The 15112-nt window shown below is 62.4% G+C and carries 13 protein-coding genes, 1 pseudogene and 2 riboswitches; of the genes and pseudogenes, 5 read left to right on the forward strand and 9 right to left on the reverse strand.

All coding sequences use genetic code 11. The annotated features are described in order from the left end of the window. Nucleotides 1-15 precede the first annotated feature (15 nt). The 6 genes from cobW to O987_RS11455 form a co-directional block, all read right to left on the reverse strand. Nucleotides 16-1071 (reverse strand): cobalamin biosynthesis protein CobW, encoded by a 1056-nt coding sequence (cobW, locus tag O987_RS11430; RefSeq protein ID WP_043372284.1) that lies wholly within the window; start codon nucleotides 1069-1071, stop codon nucleotides 16-18. A gap of 33 nt (nucleotides 1072-1104) precedes the next feature. Continuing rightward, complete coding sequence (locus O987_RS11435; RefSeq protein ID WP_043372286.1) at nucleotides 1105-1926, reverse strand: (2Fe-2S) ferredoxin domain-containing protein; 822 nt, start codon at nucleotides 1924-1926, stop codon at nucleotides 1105-1107. Continuing rightward, complete coding sequence (locus O987_RS11440; RefSeq protein ID WP_043372288.1) at nucleotides 1923-2993, reverse strand: ABC transporter substrate-binding protein; 1071 nt, start codon at nucleotides 2991-2993, stop codon at nucleotides 1923-1925. The genes O987_RS11435 and O987_RS11440 overlap by 4 nt, the downstream gene beginning before the upstream one ends. Further along, complete coding sequence (locus O987_RS11445) at nucleotides 2993-5017, reverse strand: TonB-dependent receptor (RefSeq protein WP_235214348.1); 2025 nt, start codon at nucleotides 5015-5017, stop codon at nucleotides 2993-2995. Before O987_RS11445 ends, O987_RS11440 begins: the two co-directional genes overlap by 1 nt. 251 nt (nucleotides 5018-5268) lie before the next feature. Further along, nucleotides 5269-5527, reverse strand: a riboswitch (cobalamin riboswitch). A gap of 49 nt (nucleotides 5528-5576) precedes the next feature. Continuing rightward, nucleotides 5577-6374, reverse strand: coding sequence for an ABC transporter ATP-binding protein (locus tag O987_RS11450; protein ID WP_019044132.1), 798 nt, complete (start codon nucleotides 6372-6374; stop codon nucleotides 5577-5579). Then, on the reverse strand, nucleotides 6371-7435 hold the full coding sequence (locus O987_RS11455) for a FecCD family ABC transporter permease (protein ID WP_043372294.1): 1065 nt from the start codon (nucleotides 7433-7435) through the stop codon (nucleotides 6371-6373). Before O987_RS11455 ends, O987_RS11450 begins: the two co-directional genes overlap by 4 nt. 236 nt (nucleotides 7436-7671) lie before the next feature. After that, a riboswitch (cobalamin riboswitch) is annotated at nucleotides 7672-7916 on the reverse strand. 313 nt (nucleotides 7917-8229) lie between these two features. Between O987_RS11455 and O987_RS11460 the strand changes: the two are divergent. Both O987_RS11460 and O987_RS11465 read left to right on the forward strand, forming a co-directional pair. Beyond that, nucleotides 8230-8725 (forward strand): annotated as a pseudogene (locus tag O987_RS11460) (DUF2721 domain-containing protein). Between the two features lie 14 nt (nucleotides 8726-8739). After that, the gene (locus tag O987_RS11465; RefSeq protein WP_003055871.1) at nucleotides 8740-9069 is read left to right on the forward strand and encodes a hypothetical protein; all 330 of its coding nucleotides are present in this window, start codon (nucleotides 8740-8742) and stop codon (nucleotides 9067-9069) included. 1 nt (nucleotide 9070) lies between these two features. Here O987_RS11465 and O987_RS11470 read toward each other — a convergent pair whose 3' ends face one another. After that, nucleotides 9071-9991, reverse strand: coding sequence for an HTH-type transcriptional regulator ArgP (locus O987_RS11470; protein ID WP_043372296.1), 921 nt, complete (start codon nucleotides 9989-9991; stop codon nucleotides 9071-9073). 91 nt (nucleotides 9992-10082) lie between these two features. On the opposite strand from O987_RS11470, the gene O987_RS11475 reads away from it, so the two are divergent. Further along, nucleotides 10083-10733, forward strand: coding sequence for a LysE/ArgO family amino acid transporter (locus O987_RS11475; RefSeq protein WP_043372297.1), 651 nt, complete (start codon nucleotides 10083-10085; stop codon nucleotides 10731-10733). A 58-nt stretch (nucleotides 10734-10791) separates the two neighbouring features. Here O987_RS11475 and O987_RS11480 read toward each other — a convergent pair whose 3' ends face one another. Together O987_RS11480 and O987_RS11485 are read right to left on the reverse strand one after the other, a co-directional pair. Continuing rightward, the gene (locus tag O987_RS11480; RefSeq protein ID WP_003055867.1) at nucleotides 10792-11100 is read right to left on the reverse strand and encodes a hypothetical protein; all 309 of its coding nucleotides are present in this window, start codon (nucleotides 11098-11100) and stop codon (nucleotides 10792-10794) included. Between the two features lie 155 nt (nucleotides 11101-11255). Beyond that, nucleotides 11256-11732 carry an Lrp/AsnC family transcriptional regulator gene (locus O987_RS11485; RefSeq protein WP_003055864.1) on the reverse strand — a complete coding sequence of 159 codons (477 nt, stop codon included), beginning with the start codon at nucleotides 11730-11732 and terminating at the stop codon, nucleotides 11256-11258. Nucleotides 11733-11820: 88 nt separating this feature from the next. Between O987_RS11485 and O987_RS11490 the strand changes: the two genes are divergently transcribed. Further along, complete coding sequence (locus O987_RS11490) at nucleotides 11821-12720, forward strand: EamA family transporter (RefSeq protein ID WP_043372299.1); 900 nt, start codon at nucleotides 11821-11823, stop codon at nucleotides 12718-12720. Nucleotides 12721-13182: 462 nt separating this feature from the next. Then, nucleotides 13183-15105 (forward strand): PrkA family serine protein kinase, encoded by a 1923-nt coding sequence (locus O987_RS11495; RefSeq protein ID WP_003055859.1) that lies wholly within the window; start codon nucleotides 13183-13185, stop codon nucleotides 15103-15105. Nucleotides 15106-15112 lie beyond the last annotated feature (7 nt).

Consider the following 15112-nt stretch of genomic DNA (forward strand, 5'->3'; position numbering starts at 1 on the left):
GCTTTGGCTAATTTCTCAGACTTCGGCGCTTTTAAGCGTCCGCTGCAGCACGGCCGCGTCCAGCTGCTTGCCGATGAACACCAGGCGCGTGGCTGCAGCTTCGCCCTCGGCCCACGCACGGTCGAAATAGGCATCGAAGCGGCGGCCCACGCCCTGCACCAGCAGACGCATCTTCTTGCCCGGCAGAGCGGCAAAGCCCTTGACGCGCAGCACGCCATGCTGCTCCACGATGGACTGCAGGGCCTGCATCAGGCGCTCGCGGTCCACGGCGCCCAGGTCCAGGTGCAGGGAGTCGAAGGCATCGTGGTCATGGTCTTCGTCATGGTCATGGTGGCTGTGCTTGTCGTCGATCGACAGCTCGGCGGCGCGATGCTGGCCCAGCAGCACGCTCAAGGGCACCTGGCCCTGCACGGCTTCGATCATCTTCACGCTGGCAGGTACTTCTTCGGCCACCAGGGCACGTACCTGGCCGAGTTGTTCGGCCGTGACCAGATCGGCCTTGGACAGCACCACCAGGTCGGCGGCAGAGAGCTGGTCCTCGAACAGCTCATGCAGGCTGGCGTCATGGTCCAGATTGGGGTCGGCCTGGCGCTGCTCGTCGACGGCATGCGGGTCATGGGCAAACTGGCCGGCGGCCGCAGCGGGCGTGTCGACCACAGTGACCACGGAATCGACGGTGAAGACATTGGCAATATCGGGCCACTGGAAGGCCTGGACCAGGGGCTTGGGCAAGGCCAGGCCGCTGGTCTCGATCAGCAGCACATCGATATCTGCACGGCGCTCGGCCAGGGCCTTCATGACGGGGAAGAACTCTTCCTGCACGGTGCAGCACATGCAGCCGTTGGCCAGCTCGTAGATCTGGCCCGACTGCGTATCCGCGCCACCTTCTTCCTTGCAGCCTATGGCGCAGGTCTTGAGGATTTCGCCGTCAATGCCCAGTTCGCCGAACTCGTTGACGATGACGGCCACGCGCAGGCCCTTGGCCTGCTCGAGGATATGGCGCATCAAGGTGGTCTTGCCGCTGCCGAGAAAGCCGGTGACGATGGTGGCGGGGATCTTGGTGGTTTGCATGGATCTATCTCCGGTGAAGGAAAGCAAGAAAAATCAGGGGCGTTCGAGGAAAGCTGGTCCGTGGACATGGCATTGCGGGTTGACGCGCGCATCAAGCACATGGCCTGTGAGCGTCGACGCCAGATTGTCGGCATCCATGGGGCCGTACCAGACGCCGTCGGGGTAGACGATCATCAACGGGCCATGGTTGCAGGGGTACTGGCAGCCGGTCTGCAGCGGCTGCAGCCGGTTTTTCAGTCCCGGGGTTTCACGTATCGTGCGCGTCAGTGTGGGCCATAGCTGCAGCGCTCCCTTGGCCGCGCAGCGCGGGCCCACGCACCACAGCACATGCTGGCGGTGCTCGGGCACCAGCGACCAACCCTTGGGGTCGTGCTCCCATGGATCGTCGCCCAGCACCTCGGGCACATCGGGCTGGCGCAGTGCATCTTCCACGGACCGGGCCAGCAACTCGGTCAGTCCGGGTAGCTGCAGCAGTGGTTGACCAAATACCAGGCGCGGACAAGGATGTGAGGAATCACGTGCCGCGCGCCAGCGCATGATGAGCTTGTGCAGCCAGCGGCGCAGCGAGGCTTCGTCAGGCACCATCACGGGCAGGATCAGAATGCTGCGGGCCTCGGCACACAGGTCCAGCGCCTCACCCAGCGTGGGCTGGGCGCGGTCCACATAGGCCGTGGTCACCTGCTGCACAGGCTGGCCTGAGGCCCTCATGTCGGCCTCCAGCCGCGCGGCCAGATCGCTGAGCTCCGTCAGGCCTGCGGTATAGGCGCCGCCCCGGCTAAGCAGGATGATGGCCAGCGAAGGCACTGCGGCCTGCTTGAGGTCGGCAGGTCGGGTGGAGGGGAGATGCTTGTTCACGGCAGCTCTCCTGCAGAAAACTCCACACGTTGGACGCTGATCTCGCGCTCGGGGTGCAAGGCGGCTGCCAGGCGCTGTGCGGCTTCGGTATTGCGCGGGCCGGGCGTGGCTTCGGCATAGCTCATCACGAAGAACCGGCGATTGCGAATGGCGGAAACCGCCTCAAGTTCCTTTTTATGCAGCAGGAAGTCGATCTTGCCCTGGGCGTCGGGTTGGCCGTAGTCAATGATCACGATCCACTCTGGGTCGCGCTCGATCACGTCTTCCCAGTTGCCGCGCTGCCAGTTCTGGCTCAGGTCTGCAAAGATATTGCTGGCTCCAGCCTCGTCCAGCATGGCCTGCGGCATGCCGAAGTGGCCGACGGTGACGGGAATCTCCTGGCCGCTGTCGTAGACAAAGACGCGCGGCAGCGTGCGATTGCCTTGCATCTGCTGGCGCAGCTGGGCCTGGGAGGCCCGCAGTTTGTCTATGCGTGGCTGGGTCTGCGGGAGGACGCCAAAGATGCGGCTGATGTTCTCCATGTCCAGCAATGCATCGTCCAGTGCGATGCGCTCGCGCTTTTGCACGCGGATGCAGGACTCGGACAGCACATAGGAGGCGATGCCGTGGCTGGCCAGGCGCTCCGGGGTCACGGCACCTTGGCGAAAGCCATAGCTCCAGCCGCCAAAGACAAAGTCGGCTTCGGCGCCCAGCAATACCTCCAGGTTCATGCCCTGGGATGAAAGATCGGGCAGACGCTGCAGCCAGGGCTTGAGCTGGGGGCTGATCTCCTTGCTGGAAGGGATGCCCGAGTAGCCGACCAGGCGCCGGCCCAGACCGAGATAGAGAAAGCTCTCGGTGATGTTGACGTCATGGGTGACGGCGCGCTGGGGAACCTTGTCGTAGCGCACCGTCTGCCCGCACACCGGCAACTCCAGTGCTGGCTGATGCTGGCGCATCGGTACCGCAACCGACTGCGGCTCGGGTGCTTTGCCGCAACCAGCCAGCAGCAGCGATGCCGCCAGAAGCGCCGAGGCGCAGGGACGATTCAAGCCAAGAGCTTGCATGGCAACAGGCCTGGGCAGCATCAGAAGCGCATCAGCGCGGACAGTTCCACGCTGCGCCCGCGTCCCAGCAGCCACTGGTTGCCACTATAGGCATAGGTGGCATAGAGGCGGTTGGTCAGGTTGCGGCCCACCAGGCGCAGCGTGGTGCGCGGGTTCATATCCCAGCTCAGCACGGCGTCGGTCACCACATAGGAAGGCATGCGAACGGTGTTGGCGTTGTCACCAAAACGGTCGCCCACATAGCGCATGCCCAGCGATGCCTGCCAGGGGCCGGTGCGGTAGTGACCCCAGAGGTTGGCAGTCACGCGCGGCACGTTGCTGGGGCGGTTGCCTGCACGGTCCACGCCCTTGCTGCCTTCGAGCAAACGGTCGAACTTCGCATCCACATAGGCAATATTGCCTTCGAAGCGCAGCGTCTTGCTGGCATGGATGAGGCCAGTCAGTTCAATCCCCTTGGACGACTGCTTGCCACCCTGGACCGACAGTGCCGGACGATCGGGGTCGCGGGTGATGATGTCGTCCTTGACGATGCGATAGGCCGCCACGGTCCATTCGCCACGCCCATCGGCCAGTTGCTGCTTGTAGCCGACCTCGATCTGGCGGCCCTGGCTGAGGCTGAAGCCGGTTTGCGACTGGGCAATTGCCAGCAGGCTGGTGACGGGGTCATGGCCGGTACTGGTCTGCACATAGGCGCTGCTGAGCGCATCGAACTTGTGGGTCAGGCCCAGGCGCCAGGAGGTGCCGTTCAGCGGCTTGTCAAAGCCCGAGCCGTCCTGAATATTGTTGCGCGAGAAGGCATACCAGTCACGGCGCATGCCGGCCATCAACAGCCATTGCTCGCTGATCTTCCAGGCATCTTCAAGATACAGCGCATTCTGGCGGAGGCTGGAGTTCATGCGCGGCAGATAGGCATCGGGGCTGTCCCAATAGCCATGCTGCGGGTTGAAGGCTGAAACCGTGGACTTCCCGGTGTAGGGAGAGTTGCTGGTACTGGTGAACTGGGCGTTGGAGATGTCCCAGCCCACGGCGATCTGGTGGCTGGCGGCCTTGAGGTTCAGCCCCATGCGATTGCCCGTCTGCTGCACATCGTGGCCGATTTCCAGATAGTCGGATCGCCCCACCTGGCCGGTGGCTGGCTGGTAGTCGTAGGCCTCGATGTTCTTCCAGTGGCGATCGGACTTGAAATGATAGAGTTCGTTGCGCACCGTCAGCGCGTCGCTGGCACGCCACTGGGCCTTGGCACGGAAGCGCTGGTCCTTGAACTGGTCGATGGCATCGAGCACGTTGTAGTTCTTGTTGCGCAGCTCCTTGACGATCTGCCCGTCGACCACGGGCGAGCCGAAATAGCGCTCGGGCTTTTGCTGGCTGATGTCGGCACTGAGGTCCACGGTCAGATCGCTGCGCGGCGTCCAGCGCAGTGCGCTCATCAGCTTGCCGCTGCTGGCCTTGCCCAGTTCGCGCTCGCCGTCGGTGCGGTCGCCATAGGCATCGAGACGGTAGCTCAGGGTCTCGCCCAGTGCGCCGCCAGCGCCGATGCCGGCGTAGGCCTTGCCGTGACTGCCTGCTCCCAGCAGCACTTCGGTGGAGCGCTCGCGGCTGGGCTGCTTGCGGATGGCATTCATGGTGGCACCTGTGGTGCCGCTGCCATACATCAGCGATGCGGGGCCACGCAGCACTTCGATGCGCTCATAGCCCCAGCTGTCGCCGGGATAGTTGACGGTGCCCGAGGCCACGCCCAGCATGATGCCGTCCTCGGCAATGCCGATGGAGTTCACGCCATTGAAGCCGCGGCTTGAAAAGGACAGCCCCCCATTGCCGGGGGCGCCCGATGTGCTCAGGCCCACGGTGCGGGTGACGGTGTCGGAGACCCTGTAGTCCGCACGCTCGTCCATTTGCAGCGAAGACACGCCGCTGACGCTGGCCGGAAGATCCAGCACGGGTACGTTTACATGGGAGGCCGTGGTTGACGGCTGGCTGGTCTGCAACTCATGCGAGGGCAGGCGGTTTTCCCGCACCGTGACTTCGGGCAGGGACTGCTGGGCCATGCCGACGGCGGGGCAGAGCAAAAGCAGCTTGAGTGCGGTGTTGCCTAGATGGCGCAGCTGAGGCTTGGAGTTGAGGGCGGAATGAAGAGCAGCAAAGGTTTGTGGATGAGAGCACATATCACGAGGCCGAAACTGCCTGAAGGGATAGCTGTGCCGCAGACAGGTCCGCCTTTCTCAGACATGACGCAATCCACTTTCTGGCCGCTATCCGCACCCCGCAGACAGTTTTCGTAAATACCGCCCCGAGGGGCGGAGTTGAGTCATCGGCAGGCCGGTCTCCGGGCTCACAGGCAATTCATTGCTGAATTCACGACTCGCCTTCCCGAAATATGCAGACCGTCGCGATGCGAGGGGCCGGATCATGTCCAGTGGCTGCAAGCGCTGATGCGCTCGCATGAGTGTGTTGACCTGCTTACCGTTGCGGGGGCAGCCAAGGCTTCCTGAGCTTGCGATCAGACCTTGTTCCCGTTTCACTCGCTTCAAGCGAGCACCTTCCGAAACGAAGCGCCATCAAGGCGCCGCGAGAGTTTATCAGTCCCCGGGCGAAACGCGCAGGGAATTAGAGCAACTCGTCCGGCATGAACTCGATCAGCGGTCTGCCGCTGCGCTCGCTCAGGCGTACCTGGGCACGCACGCCGTAGACTTCGGCAATGGCCTGCGCGGTCAGCACCTGGGCCGGCGTGCCCTGCGCCACCAGTTCTCCTGCCTTGAGCAGGTACAGACGGTCGCAGTAGTGGGCGGCCAGTGGCAGCTCGTGCAGCGCGGCCAGCGTGGTCAGGCCCAGGCTGCGGATCAGGTTCATCAGCTCGAACTGGTGGCGTACGTCCAGGTGGTTGGTAGGCTCGTCCAGCACCAGCAGCCTGGTCTGCTGGGCCAGTGCCCTGGCCATGAGCACGCGCTGCTTTTCGCCCCCTGACAGGGTGGAGAACATGCGCTGCGCCAGCGACTGGGCACGGACCTGGGCCAGGGACTGGGCGACGATGCGGAAGTCCTGCTCGCTGTCCCGGGCGAAAGAGCTCTGGTGCGGCATGCGACCCATGAGCACCACATCGCAGACGCGCAGATCAAACTCGCTGGCGTTTTCCTGGGTCAGCACCGCCATGGAGCGGGCATTGTCGCGAGCGCTGCGCAGCCAGACGTCCTGTCCGTCTATGCAGACCGCACCGCTGGCAGGCCTGAGCATGCGGTAGATCATGCGCAGCAGGGTGGACTTGCCGCTGCCGTTGGGGCCGAGCAGGCCGACCAGTTCGCCATGCCTGATATGCAGGCTGATGTCCTTGACTATGGAGGCAGCCGCCGTCTGCCAATGCAGGCGGCTGGCCTCCAGCAGGCAGGAGGAGCTGGATGCGGAACTCACGGATTGCCCTTTTCCCGCACGCTCTTGCGGCACAGCATCCATACAAAGAAGGGGCCGCCCAGCAGCGAGGTGATGACCCCGACAGGTACTTCGGCGGGGGCAAAGCTGATGCGAGAGAACACGTCGACCCAGATCAGGAAGATGGCACCTGTGAGAGCGGCCACAGGCAGCACGCGCCGGTGCTCGGAGCCGACCAGCATGCGGGCGACATGGGGCACGATGAGACCGACAAAGCCGATCGGACCCGTCAGCGCGACCAGCACGCCCGTCACCATCGACACCAGAACGAATAGCCAGCGCCTGGTGCGGGTGGTGTCCACTCCCAGCGTGGCGGCGGTCTCTTCGCCTGCCAGCAATGCATTGAGTGAGCGGGCCTGTGTCAGCAGCAGGGCCACGCCAGCCGCCAGCAAGGCAGCCGGCAGGCCCAGCTCCTGCCAGCGGGTTCCGGCCAGGCTGCCCAGGGTCCAGGTGAGCACGGAGTTGGCCAGCTCGCGCTGATCGGCCGTCAGCACAATCAGGCTGGTGACGCCGCCCAGGCAGTAGGCAATGGCCACGCCGCCCAGAATGAGTCGCGATGCCTGCAATCGTCCATTGGCATGGGCCAGGAAGTACACGGCCACACAGGCCAGCAGTGCGCCGCTGAAAGCGCCCAGCGGCAAGGCCAGTTCGCCGGCAAATGCCAGTGCGCCGAAGGCCAGCACGCTTACGGCCCCGACCGACGCACCGGATGAAACGCCCAGCAGATAAGGGTCGGCCAGCGGGTTGCGCACCATGGCCTGCATGGCCACGCCCACCAGCGCAAGGCCTGCGCCGGTCAGGGCTGCCAGCAATACACGCGGCAGGCGCACGCGCCAGACAATCTGGTACTGGGCGCTGCTCCAGCTGCCTGAAGGCCAGTCCAGGCCCAGGCGCTGACCCAGCTCATAAGCCGTGATCTGCCAGGCTTGCCCGGGGGCGATCCGTACCGGCCCCAAGGTGATGGCCAGAGTCAGAGACAGCAGCAGCACTGCCGTCAACATGGCCAGCCATAGCTTCAGCTGATGGCGTTGCTGGACGAACATCTGTGTCAACGGCTGGGTCATGGCTGCAGCCGGGCGGGGCCCCAGGTGGGCATGGCGCCAGCGGGCCCAAAGCGCGAGGCGAAAGCCTGTGCAAGGTGTCTCATTGTCATTAGCCAGGGCAGACGGTTTGCGTGCCGGTGACGAGATCGGGCGGAGGGCGGGCCTCGCAGCCTGTTGCCGTCACGCTGCTCCCCGCAGACGCTCGTTGCACATGCCGACTGCCGGAACTGGGTCCGGGTGGTCAGCGCTCAACAGGCCGGTATCCGGGCTGGCAGATTGCGCGAGGCATGTCACTTCGCCTTCCCGGCGTTGCCGCGCACCTCGTAGAAGAGGCCACGTAGAACACCAGTGACAGACTCCTGCAAGCGCAAAAGCCATGAAGTGGTTTGATCTGCTTACCGTTGCGGGGGCAGCCAAGGCTTTGAACCTTGTTCCCGTTTAACCCGATGAAGCACCGGGCACCTGTCGCATGGAGAAAAAGCCTGCTGCACGGGCGTGCCGAGACTTGTTTCAACGAAAAATTATATAGCAGCGCATCCAGATATGGTCTGGTAGTTCAGGGCGATTCCTTTGGGGCAGCGAGGCACGGCACAAGGTAGGCGCCGCGTTCAGCGAGGCGCTGGTGCAAGTTCAGGCACTGTGGCGACGCCGCCCGTGATCGATATCCGATACCCAAACAGGCTGCAGCCGCCTGCAATGTCGCCGGCGGCTGTTTTTGAGTGGCCGCAGTCAAAACTGAGCTGATATTTATGCACAAAATAGAGGCTGAGAAAGCCCCCGATTCTGAGGACATCATGAGCATCTGGTCTATCGACGCACAGACCGTCACCCACAGCATTCAGCTCGCTGTTGCGCCGGTTTTTTTTTCTGACTGCCGTGGCCGGCATGATTGGCTCCGTAGCGGGGCGGCTGGCCCGCATCATTGATCGCGCCCGCAAGCTGGAGGAAAGCCTGCGCACGCTGGACGATCACGATCTGATCGCCCGCCACCTCAAGGAGCTGCATTTTCTGCGCGAGCGCGGGCGGCTGGCCAACGTCTCCATCGCGCTGCTGACGCTGTGCGGCATGTGCATAGGGCTGACCATCGTGCTGCTGTTCGTGGGCCAGGCCTACGGCGTCAGCGGCCACGGCTATGCCGTGTTCAGCTTCCTGCTGGGGGTGCTGGTCTTTGTGCTGGCGCTGTGCTGCTTCCTCTGGGAGACCATCATGGCGACACGCATTCTGGACTTTCATATGCTGACCCAGGCCAGGGCGGCCGCGCGCCATGTGGAGTCCGAGCATCGCCCCTGATTGCACCGCGAGACATGTTTTTCCTGCCTCTGATCCTGGTGCCCATCGTCTTCCTGATGGCACTCGCTCGCCTCTACCAGATTCCCGTGCAGCTGCGTTCGGGCCGGTTGCGGCTGGTCGAGCGCGGCAGGCCGGTCTTGCGCCTGGCCACCTTGCTGGCCTATGCCGGACTGCTGACGGGCAGCGGGGCATTGCTTGCGGCCTTGGTGCATGCAGGCTTTTTCGCGGCCGACCGGTGGTCGGCCTATCTGCACCTGGCGCCTTATCTGGCGCTTTACCCCTTGCTGTATCTGGCGGCTGCATGGGTGTTCTATTACGGCCTGAAAAAGACTGCTGCTGCCTGAGCTAGTCCTGCATGGGCTCCAGCCAGGCGGCCGCGGCATGGATGATGCAGTCGGTCAGTCGCCGCAGGCTGGCCTGGGCATTGCGGGTATGGGCCCAGTACATGGGGATGTGGAGATCCCTGCCAGGGAGAAGTTCCATCAGATCGCCACTGGCCAGCTGTGGGGTGATCAGCTGGGCCGGGTGCATGCCCCAGCCCATGCCCAGTTCCACGGCACGGGTGTAGCCCTGGTTGGAAGGCAGAAAGTGACGCGCATTGTTGCGCCGTCCGTCCAGCCCCAGACCATGGAGCCATTGGTCCTGCAGGCTGTCCTTGCGGCCGTAGTACATCATGGGCGCCTTGGCCAGCATCTGGGCCAGCTCCTGGTCCGACTCGGCCTGGGCCAGGTGACGCTGCACAAACTCCGGGCTGGCCACGGCGATATAGCGCATGCGACCCAGCGGCCAGGTGTTGCAGCCAGCTATCGCCGAGCCCGTGGCCGTGACGGCGGCCATGACTTCGCCTTCCTTGATGCGTTTGGCCGTGTGGTCCTGGTCGTCGATGCTGATGTCCAGCAACTCGTTGCCGTCCTGCGTGAAAGCCGCCATGGCATCCATGAACCAGGTCGACAGGGAGTCGGCATTGACTGCCAGCTTCAGCGTGGGCAGGGCGGTCTGGCCTTCGGGGACCAGCTCGGGGTTCTTGCGGCGCAGATCGTTTTCCAGCAGCGCCACCTGCTCCACATGCAGGCACAGGCGCCGGCCGGCCTCCGTGCCGCTGCAAGGCGTGCCGCGCAACACCAGCACCTGGCCCACGCGCTCTTCCAGCAACTTGATGCGCTGGGAGATGGCGGAGGGGGTGACATGCAGCTTGCGCGCCGCACGCTCGAAGCTTCCCTCACGCAATACCGCGCCAAGCGCTTCCAGTCCTGCGTAGTCAAACATTAGAAATTCTTCATTGGATTGAGTAAATGTAATTTTACTTAATTGCCGGTCAGAGCAAGAATCCGGGCCGGTTTGGAGGAGTCAACGGCTCATGGACATGACAACTAATTTTTATTCCGCCTGGATGGCAGGCTTCACGGTGTGCGCATCGCTCATTGTTTCCATCGGTGCCCAGAACCTGTATGTGCTGCGTCAGGCAGTGCAGGGCGAACATGTGAAGGCCTGCGTGGCTCTGTGTGTGCTCAGCGACGCTTTGCTGGTTGCGCTGGGTGTGGCCGGCATGGCCCAGATGCTGACCAGCTATCCGGCATTGGCCCAGTATCTGACGCTGGGCGGAGCCGCATTCTTGCTGGCCTATGGTCTTTTCGCCTTGAGGCGCATGTGGCTGGCCCCGGATGCAGCCATGGAGGCTGGCGAGCGCAGGGCGGCACCGCGCGGGATGATGAGCGTGCTGGCTGCGCTGGCGGCCATCACCTTGCTCAACCCCCATGTCTACCTGGATACGGTGCTGCTGATGGGCTCGATCGGTGCCCAGCAGGAAGGTGCGGGCCGCTGGTCCTACGTAGTGGGAGCTGCCTCGGCCAGCTGTCTCTGGTTTGTGCTGCTGGCGATGGCAGGGCGCCGTCTCAAGCACCTGTTTGCCAACCCCGGCGCCTGGCGCGTCATGGATGGCATTACCGGCGTGATGATGCTGGGTCTGGCCTGGTGGGTGGCGAGCAGCGCCTTTGGAATGGACGTCTGAGTTCCAGGTCGAGCCAGCGCTTCGCACTGCGGATTGCTGCGCAGGCGCTGGCTGCGGTTCAAGCCGCTGCGGCCTGCTCCCACAGGCCCACGGCTTCGATGAGGTTCCAGCTATTGCATTCGATACGGTAGTGGCCTGTGGCTCCGGTTTTCTGGCTCTGGCCCTCGATCACCACAATATGCTTGCCATGACGCTGGGCTTGCGAGATCGGGCGGATCTTGTCGTAGTTGTGCTTTTCGGCAATGTCGCCGCGAAAGGCAATCGTCACCTGCTCGCGCCGGGGGAAGTAGTCCTTGGCATATTTGTCCAGCGTGCGATCGGCAACCAGCGTGGCCATATCGGGCGAGGTGGCGGAAGAAGTGTTCATCGTGTCTCCTCAAGAGTGGACTCTTGTTGTGCGCAGAATCTGAGCCGGTTTATGACGCAATTGTTGCATTTTGTTTCCGGCAGCGCCAGTGCCAATCACCATGGCAGATGGCAGCCCTCGTTCTGCACCAACTCGGGCCACACGGCAGAACTGCCTCATGGCGCGGACAGCGGCAGTTGCAGACCTGTCTTGATGCGTTCCAGTGCGATCGAGGTGCTGTAGCGGCGAATGTTCTCGTCACCTTCGAACAGGCGTTTGCAGATGGCCTGGTAATCATCCATGTCGGTTGCCGTGACGACCAGGATGTAGTCGGTTTCGCCCGTCACATAAAAGCATTGCTGCACGGCCGCTTCATCGGCGATCCTGGCCCTGAAGCCGCGCGACAGATCCGGCCTGTCGTTGACCAGCTGCACGGTGATGATCGCGGTCAGCGTGCGGCCCACCTTGACGGGCTCCAGCACGGCCACGTTGGCGGCAATCACCCCGGTTTCCTGCAATCGCTTGATGCGCCGCTGCACGGCCGGCGCCGAGAGGTTGATCTGCTCCGCAATCAGGCGCTGCGGCATGAGGTTGTCACGCTGGAGCAGGGCAAGAATCGCGTGGTCAAAGGAGTCCAGGTCGGCAGCAGGCATGGTGCGGGATAGGTTGAGAGCGAAACTTGCAGATTCAGGGCCGAAAACGAGCAAATTTCGCGGGTGACATGCAATATCGTACCCACCTATGTCAAAAAACAGCTGGAATCATTGGTGGCCCGTGTTGGCCGTATTGGGCTCGGTCACTGCACTCGGGCTGGGAACTTCGCTGGCCAAACAGCTGTTTCCCCTGGTCGGTGCCCAGGGTACCTCGGCATTGCGGGTGGGCTTTGCCGCGCTGATTCTGGTGTGCGTCTGGCGGCCCTGGCGCTGGTCGCTCAACCGCCAGCAGGCACAGGCTCTGCTGATTTTCGGCATGGCGCTGGGCGGCATGAACCTGATGTTCTACATGGCGTTGCGCGATATTCCGTTTGGCCTGGCCGTGGCCATAGAGTTTTCAGGGCCGCTGGCCGTGGCCATCTACTACTCACGCCGTGCACTGGACTTTGTCTGGCTGGCGCTGGCGGTTGCCGGGCTGGCCATGATTCTTCCTCTGAGCGGCAATGCTTCGGGCCTGAACCTGTCGCCGGTGGGCATTGCCTGCGCGCTCGGAGCCGCCATCTGCTGGGCCTCCTACATCGTGCTGGGGCGCAGGCTGGGCCATATTCCCAGTGGCCAGGCAGTCTCCCTTGGCTTGCTGTGCGCAGCTTTGGTGGTGGTGCCATTTGGTGTGGCCGAGGCCGGGCTCAAGCTGCTGACACCGTCGATATTACTGTTCGGGCTGATGGTGGCGGCCATCTCCAGTGCCTTGCCCTACACCTTGGAAATGCTTGCCCTGCGCCGCCTGCCGCCCGCAACCTTTGGCATTGCACTGGCGACCGAGCCGGCCATTGCGGCACTGATGGGAATGCTGCTGCTCAGCGAGAATCTGACTGCCACTCAGTGGACCGCGATTGCCTGCATCATGGCAGCAGCCATGGGTAGTGCCGTGACGCGGCCAGGCAGCAAACCTCCTGCCGTAGATGCATCGGCAGCCACTTCCGGATGAATATCCATGCTATGAAAAGAGGTGCTGTAAGCGCTTGCTAATCAAAGCTTTGAATAATTATTTCTAGTGAATAACCCTAGAAATTTGCGCAGCAAGCTCTTTTTTCTGTAGCTGGATGGGTCTGAAACGCTGCCTGGGCAGCGTTTTTTTTGCACATCGGCCTGGCTGCCGGCAGCCGTTTTCTGAGATCCCGGAAGTCGCCGAAATCCTGAATACTGGCAGACAGATAGCGTGCTTCATGACCCAGGTGAAGCCAGTCCTCTATGCTCATTTTGAGTCCTGCTTTTGACCGTTTTTTGCGCTATCCGGTTTGCGGTTTTGGCTGTCGTGGCTACTGCGTATTTGTAGGAATCTCGGTCTATTCAAATTAGGAGCGAGGTGCTACAACGGACGCACACGGTAACGAATGCCTTGCAACTTTGCGGCACTGATTCGAGCCCTGGTGCCGCCACGGGAGGTCATATGGATGTCATCAGCAATTCCGCAGCACGCTATGTCCGCCTGCGTGAAGAAGAAATGTCGCTGGACGAGTACCTTAGCCTTTGCCAGCGTGATCCCATGGCCTACGCCGGAGCCTCGCAGCGCATGCTGTCCGTCATCGGTGAACCCGAAATGGTGGATACCCGCAACGATCCTGTGCTGTCGCGTCTGTTTGCCAACAAGGTCATCCGTCGCTACCCCGCGTTTTCTGAGTTCTACGGCATGGAAGATGCCATCGAGCAGGTGGTGAGCTTCTTTCGCCATGCGGCCCAGGGTCTGGAGGAACGCAAACAGATTCTGTATCTGCTGGGACCTGTTGGCGGCGGCAAAAGCTCGATTGCAGAGCGTCTCAAATACCTGATGCAAAAGGCTCCGTTCTATGCGCTCAAGGGATCGCCGGTGAACGAGTCGCCGCTGGGTCTGTTCGACCCCGTGGAAGACGGACCGATTCTGGAAGAAGAGTTCGGCATTCCGCGCCGCAATCTGCAGCATGTGCTCTCGCCCTGGGCCGTGAAGCGGCTGGAGGAGTTTGGCGGAGACATTCGCCAGTTCCGCGTGGTCAAGCGCTACCCCAGCATTCTCAAGCAGATCGGCATTGCCAAGACCGAGCCCGGCGACGAGAACAACCAGGATATTTCCAGCCTGGTGGGCAAGGTGGACATACGCAAGCTGGAAAATTTCTCTCAGGACGACACCGACGCCTACAGCTACTCGGGCGGCCTGTGCCTGGCCAATCAGGGTCTGCTGGAATTTGTCGAAATGTTCAAGGCACCCATCAAGGTGCTGCACCCCTTGCTGACCGCCACCCAGGAAGGCAATTACAAGGGCACGGAGGGGTTTGGAGCCATTCCGTTCGACGGCGTGGTGCTGGCCCACAGCAACGAAAGCGAGTGGAAGGCCTTCCGCAACAATCGCAACAACGAGGCCTTCCTCGACCGCATCTACATCGTCAAGGTGCCTTACTGCCTGCGCGTGAGCGAGGAGGTCCGCATCTATGAAAAGCTGATCCGGGAGTCTTCGCTGGCCAACGCCATCTGCGCGCCCGGCACGCTCAAGATGATGGCGCAGTTCTCCGTCCTCACACGTCTCAAGGAGCCGGAGAACTCCAGCATCTTCAGCAAGATGCAGGTCTATGACGGTGAAAGCCTCAAGGACACGGACCCCCGTGCCAAGAGCTACCAGGAATACCGCGACTATGCGGGCGTGGATGAAGGCATGGAGGGCATCTCCACCCGCTTTGCCTTCAAGATCCTGGCCAAGGTCTTCAACTACGACAGCACCGAAGTGGCGGCCAACCCCGTGCACCTGATGTATGTGCTGGAGCGGCAGATCGAGCGGGAGCAGTTCCCCGCCGAACTGGAGACCAAGTACATAGGCTTCATCAAGGAATATCTGTCCCAACGCTATGCCGAATTCATCGGCAAGGAAATCCAGACCGCCTATCTGGAGAGCTACAGCGAGTACGGCCAGAACATCTTTGACCGCTACGTCACCTACGCCGACTACTGGATTCAGGACAGCGAGTACCGGGACACCGATACGGGCGAGGTGTTTGACCGCAATGCGCTCAATGCCGAACTGGAGAAGGTGGAAAAGCCTGCCGGCATTGCGAACCCCAAGGACTTCCGCAATGAGATCGTCAACTTTGTGCTGCGGGCCAGGGCCAACAACCAGGGCAAGAACCCGAGCTGGACCAGCTACGAAAAGCTGCGCGTGGTGATCGAGAAGAAGATGTTCTCCAACACCGAGGAGCTGCTGCCTGTCATCAGCTTCAACGCCAAGGCCAGCGCCGAGGACGCGCGCAAGCACGAGGACTTCGTCACCCGTATGGAGGCCAAGGGCTATACGCCCAAGCAGGTGCGCCTGCTCTGCGAGTGGTATCTGCGCGTGCGCAAGAGCAGCTGACCGAGGG

It is taken from the genome of Comamonas testosteroni TK102 (genome assembly GCF_000739375.1).
GTDB classification, from domain to species: domain Bacteria; phylum Pseudomonadota; class Gammaproteobacteria; order Burkholderiales; family Burkholderiaceae_C; genus Comamonas; species Comamonas brasiliensis.

Bases quoted from the DNA above. Each gene is read 5' to 3' on its own strand.
- cobW (WP_043372284.1), bottom strand. From the start codon at position 1,071: ATGCAAACCACCAAGATCCCCGCCACCATCGTCACCGGCTTTCTCGGC.
- O987_RS11440 (WP_043372288.1), bottom strand. From the start codon at position 2,993: ATGCTGCCCAGGCCTGTTGCCATGCAAGCTCTTGGCTTGAATCGTCCC.
- O987_RS11445 (WP_235214348.1), bottom strand. From the start codon at position 5,017: ATGGCCCAGCAGTCCCTGCCCGAAGTCACGGTGCGGGAAAACCGCCTG.
- O987_RS11455 (WP_043372294.1), bottom strand. From the start codon at position 7,435: ATGTTCGTCCAGCAACGCCATCAGCTGAAGCTATGGCTGGCCATGTTG.
- O987_RS11465 (WP_003055871.1), top strand. From the start codon at position 8,740: ATGTTTTTCCTGCCTCTGATCCTGGTGCCCATCGTCTTCCTGATGGCA.
- O987_RS11470 (WP_043372296.1), bottom strand. From the start codon at position 9,991: ATGTTTGACTACGCAGGACTGGAAGCGCTTGGCGCGGTATTGCGTGAG.
- O987_RS11475 (WP_043372297.1), top strand. From the start codon at position 10,083: ATGGACATGACAACTAATTTTTATTCCGCCTGGATGGCAGGCTTCACG.
- O987_RS11480 (WP_003055867.1), bottom strand. From the start codon at position 11,100: ATGAACACTTCTTCCGCCACCTCGCCCGATATGGCCACGCTGGTTGCC.
- O987_RS11485 (WP_003055864.1), bottom strand. From the start codon at position 11,732: ATGCCTGCTGCCGACCTGGACTCCTTTGACCACGCGATTCTTGCCCTG.
- O987_RS11490 (WP_043372299.1), top strand. From the start codon at position 11,821: ATGTCAAAAAACAGCTGGAATCATTGGTGGCCCGTGTTGGCCGTATTG.
- O987_RS11495 (WP_003055859.1), top strand. From the start codon at position 13,183: ATGGATGTCATCAGCAATTCCGCAGCACGCTATGTCCGCCTGCGTGAA.